4 protein-coding genes and 1 pseudogene are annotated in these 4,977 nt (G+C 45.3%); 3 read left to right on the top strand and 2 right to left on the bottom strand.

The window, feature by feature from the left end:
- A pseudogene (locus tag AC1DPZ_RS21735) lies at positions 1 to 373 on the bottom strand (class 1 fructose-bisphosphatase); the annotation flags it as partial.
- Between the two features lie 383 nt (positions 374 to 756).
- Here AC1DPZ_RS21735 and AC1DPZ_RS21740 point away from each other — a divergent pair.
- Genes AC1DPZ_RS21740 through pckA form a run of 3 tightly spaced genes read left to right on the top strand, consistent with a single transcriptional unit; the run spans position 757 to position 4,175 of the window.
- Positions 757 to 1,767, top strand: coding sequence for an NAD-dependent epimerase/dehydratase family protein (locus AC1DPZ_RS21740; RefSeq protein WP_477407371.1), 1,011 nt, complete (start codon positions 757 to 759; stop codon positions 1,765 to 1,767).
- Positions 1,764 to 2,600, top strand: coding sequence for a sigma-70 family RNA polymerase sigma factor (locus tag AC1DPZ_RS21745; RefSeq protein ID WP_477407373.1), 837 nt, complete (start codon positions 1,764 to 1,766; stop codon positions 2,598 to 2,600). Before AC1DPZ_RS21740 ends, AC1DPZ_RS21745 begins: the two co-directional genes overlap by 4 nt.
- Complete coding sequence (gene pckA, locus AC1DPZ_RS21750; protein WP_477407375.1) at positions 2,601 to 4,175, top strand: phosphoenolpyruvate carboxykinase (ATP); 1,575 nt, start codon at positions 2,601 to 2,603, stop codon at positions 4,173 to 4,175.
- A 95-nt stretch (positions 4,176 to 4,270) separates the two neighbouring features.
- Here pckA and AC1DPZ_RS21755 read toward each other — a convergent pair whose 3' ends face one another.
- Positions 4,271 to 4,633, bottom strand: coding sequence for an RNA recognition motif domain-containing protein (locus AC1DPZ_RS21755; protein ID WP_477407377.1), 363 nt, complete (start codon positions 4,631 to 4,633; stop codon positions 4,271 to 4,273).
- Between the last annotated feature and the right edge of the window lie 344 nt (positions 4,634 to 4,977).

Consider the following 4,977-nt stretch of genomic DNA (forward strand, 5'->3'; position numbering starts at 1 on the left):
CATCAATATTGGACGAACCGTCCAGTGGATCGATAGCTACGATATATTTGGCGTTGTTTGCCACCTCGGTATCTATCCGGATGATATCCTCGTTTTCTTCTGATGCTACGATACAGCATTCGCCACCGCTTGACAACGCAGATATAAATTGTTCATTAGAAAAAACATCCAGTTTCTGCTGGCTTTCTCCCTGGATATTCATACTGCCCGCCTGCCCCAGGATATCCATCAGGCCGGCTTTATTTACCTCCCGGTTGACGATCTTGGCAGCGATCCCGATGTCGCGCAAAAGCCTGGAAAGCTCCCCTTTGGCGTATGCAAAATCGGCTTGTTTTTCGATGATAAATTGTCCTAAAGTTTTAACTACCGGCATATGACTTAGTGTATGGTTTACGTTTTTATTGATACTAATTGGTTCAGCCAATATAAGCACTTATATCCTTAAAAAACAACATTTAAGCACAAAATATTTCATTTAGCACTAAATAACCGATATCCACCAACGGATACTAAGTGTAAAATAGGCAATATTCTAAACCTGTTATTCTGACAGTAAACACAGGGTTATAGCCGTTTTTTTTAAAACCGGTGCAAATTCAGCGATCTTTTAATCTTATCAGCCACAAATAGTAGTTTTTTTAGTTCTTTTTTCTAAATATAAATCACCCTATAGTTTCAGAGACCAAATAACCCAACCTTTACATTATTAAGGATGCTCAACATCCCGACCAACCAATTATAACTATTATTAAACTAATGAGACCTGTAAAAATCCTGGTGATCGGTGCCTGCGGACAGATCGGGACCGAACTGACAAGTGCCTTAAGATTGAGGTACGGCAGTAACAATGTCATTGCGGCCGACCGCTTTTTCGGCAGCCCGAATGAAGGCCTTTACCGGCAACTGAATGTTTTGAATATAGATGCATTAACACAACTCGTCCGTGAAGAAAGCATCACCCAGGTATACCTGCTGGCAGCCATGCTTTCGGCAAGCAGCGAACAGCACATCCATACCGCGTGGGAACTTAACATGAATGGTTTGCTGAATGTGCTAAAAGTAGCCGTTTCCCAGCGACTGGATAAAGTATTCTGGCCAAGCAGCATTGCTGTATTCGGTCCCGGGTCCCCCAGGCACCTTTGCCCGCAGGAAGCCCTTACAGAACCAAAAACGGTTTATGGCATCAGCAAACGGGCGGGCGAATACTGGTGCAGCTATTATTTTGATAAATATGGCCTTGATGTACGCAGTCTGCGCTATCCCGGCCTCATCTCCTCCACATCCCCTCCGGGTGGCGGTACCACAGATTACGCGATAGATATGTTTCACCAGGCCATTGAAAAAGGGCATTATACCTGTTTCCTGCAGGAAGATACCTGCCTGCCGATGATGTACATGGCAGACGCTGTACGTGCCACAATGGAACTGATGGAAGCGCCTGCCGAACAGGTTAAAATACGCACCTCTTATAACCTTTCTGCATTGAGCTTTTCCCCATGTGATCTGGCAGCAGCTATCCAAAAACATATCCCTGAGTTCGGGGTAACTTACCTGCCCGACAGTCGCCAGGCCATTGCAAATAGCTGGCCTGCAAGCATCAATGACCTGCCCGCCCGCACAGATTGGAACTGGCGGCCGCAATATGATCTTGACATGATGGTTAAGGATATGCTGAAAAACCTGGAACAGAAAAAAAGGTCGACAGAAACAGCGGAGACCTGGATCAAAGATGATAATTATGTTTTTACCCGCATAGATGAAGCATGAGAGAATTACAGATAACCCAAACCATAACTAACCGGGAAAGCCGCGCGGTAGAAACCTACCTGCATGAACTGAGCAGGTTAAACCCCGTAAGCACCGAGGAAGAAGTAACGCTGGCCAAGCGGATTAGAGAGGGCGACCAGGCGGCGCTTGACCGGCTGGTTAAAACCAACCTGCGTTTCGTGGTCTCTGTAGCCAAAAAATACCAGCGCCAGGGCATGCCGCTGTGCGACCTGATAAGCGAGGGTAACCTCGGGCTGATTAAAGCGGCCAAAAAGTTTGACGAAACAAGGGGATTCAAATTTATTTCTTTTGCTGTATGGTGGATAAGACAGAGTATCCTGGCGGCCCTAACAGAAAATTCGCGCATGATAAGGTTGCCGATGAACAAGATCCACGATATCTCGAAGATCAATAAAGCGATAGCCGCGGTAGAACAGGAAACCTTGCGCAAACCTTCGGCAGAACAGATTGCCGAACACCTGGCTACGTCGCCGGAAAAGGTTAACGACGCTTTATCTGTGGCAGCATGGATCAGTTCCCTGGATGCGCCTTACGGAGATGAAGACGAATATTCACTTCACGAGCAGCTGTTTGAAAAGGATAACTGTACCGATGGAGCCCTGGTGGCAGAAGACGCTTCATTGGAGATAACGTTGCTCCTATCCCGGCTAAATGAGCGGGAGCGCTCGGTGATCGATCTGTCTTTTGGGCTTTCCGGGAATGAGGAAGCAACATCTGCAGACATTGCCAGGCATTTAGGGCTCACCGGGGAACGCGTAAGGCAAATTCGTAATCAGGCGCTGCATAAACTTCGCAACACAAAAAAAATTTAAATGATCATGGTAAAACATATTGCCCAAAAGCTATCACTGAAAACCAGGATAAATTACCAGCTGCCAACTGTAAAATTGGTAGAACAAGCGCTGCAAAGGAAGGAAGGTATTTTAAACGATACCGGAGCGTTGGTAATCTGCACCGGGGAATTTACCGGCCGCAGCCCGGCAGATAAGTTTATTGTAAAAGATGCGCTGACGAAAAAAACCGTCGACTGGAATAAATTCAACAACCCGATAGCTGTGTCATCCTTTCTAATGCTCCGGCGTGACCTGATTGCTTACCTGAACCAGCAATCTGAAATATGGATAAGGGATGCTTATGCCTGTGCCAGCCCGGCATTCCGCATCAACATACGTATAGCCAATGAAAATCCTTCATCAAACCACTTTGCAGCCAATATGTTCATCGCTCCTGCTATTGAAGAGCTGGAAAACTTTGAGCCCGATTGGACCATTATCCATGCGCCAGGCTTTAAAGCCGACCCTGCAAAGCATGGCACCAGGCAAAGTAATTTTACGATTATCTCTTTTTCTCACAAAACCATCCTCATAGGAGGTACCGGCTATACAGGCGAGATAAAAAAGGGAGTATTTACTGTGCTTAATTTCATCTTACCGGTTGAGCACCGGGTGTTAAGCATGCACTGCAGCGCCAATGAAGGGCCGCAAGGCGACACCGCCCTGTTCTTCGGCTTAAGTGGAACGGGTAAAACAACCCTGAGTTCGGACCCATCGCGCAGGCTGATAGGTGATGACGAACATGGCTGGGATGATAAGGGCATTTTTAATTTCGAGGGTGGCTGTTATGCAAAAGTCATCAACCTTTCTGAAGAGCGTGAACCGGCGATTTTTCGGGCTATTCACACAGGAGCACTGGTAGAGAATACTTGCTTCACGAGTGGTACTAACCGCATTGATTTTGAAAGTAAATCAATCACAGAAAATACCCGGGTGAGTTACCCCTTACACTTTATACCGCATACTAAGGCCCCGGCCCTATCCGGGATTCCCCAAAACCTGTTTTTTCTTACCTGCGATGCCTACGGCGTGTTTCCGCCCCTGAGCAGGCTAAGTCATGAACAGGCTATGTACTATTTCATCAGCGGTTATACTGCCAAAGTTGCCGGGACAGAAGAAGGCGTAATTGAACCACAAGTTACTTTTAGTGCATGTTTTGGGGCGCCGTTTTTACCTCTGCATCCCAACTTTTATGCCACCCTTCTACAGGAAAAACTCGAAAAACACCAAACCAGGGTATGGATGATAAACACCGGCTGGTCGGGCGGGTCATATGGAACCGGTAGCCGGATTAACTTAGCATATACCAGGGCCATGATTTCTGCAGCGCTCAGCGGTCAGTTAGAGATGGTGCCGTACCGGGCTCACCAGGTTTTCGGAGTTTTTATTCCTGAAAGCTGCCCCGGCGTTCCTACGGCAATATTAAACCCAAGGGATACCTGGGCCAATAAACAGGACTATGATTTTATTGCGGGGAGATTGGCTGATAAATTCCGGGAGAATTTTAAACCATATCATGATCAGTTACCATTATCATTGGCTGATGCAATATAGTGATTCAGTTACAGGCTAAGATAAAAGTTGTTGTTTTGCTGATTGATCTTCACGTTTTACCTGAGATTTAGCTTGTTTAAAGGTTAAGGTATTTATCATGCCCGTCTCGGGCGTTTTTTCTTTACTGAACCGTCCGGCTTTTCAACTTTCTGATAACCGGGCGATTCGAAACTGGGTTTAGGGGCAAACGGGGCCGGCTTATTCGCGGTTGCTCTTTTATCATCGGCTATCCTGACATTAATCTGCCTGTTTTCTATCTCCATCCCATCAAAAGCTGCGATAGCCCTATCCGCACTTGCTTGGTCGGTCATATGAACAAAACCATAGCCTTTGCTTTCACCTGTATCTATATCCGTGACAATTTTCACCATTTCTACCTGACCTTCGGTCATAAATAGCTCCAGCAGTGCAATTTCCTGCATATTTCGTGGGATGCCCACAACAAATAACTTTACCATATTATAATTTTAGGCGTTTATTATATAAATCTACTTAAATAGCTGGGAATAGTTTCCTGCCAACCAGAAATAATTAAACATAATAAACCATAAGTACCACGCTTGCCCCTGCGTTATGTTTAGTGAAAATTCATTAAAAAAAACTCCCTGTATTATTTGTTCTTGTTCAGGTTTCAAAAAAAAATTCCCTGGCAGTATCACCCATCTCAAAAAACACTTGTTACCTATTCATGCTGATACTAAACCGGGCTATAACCGTCACGCAATTGTTACAAAAATACATTTTCGTTCGCGTAAAGATAAGTAAAACACTAATTAGGCTACGATTTTAATAAATGTAGTTA

It is taken from the genome of Mucilaginibacter sp. P4_G9, assembly GCF_056400985.1.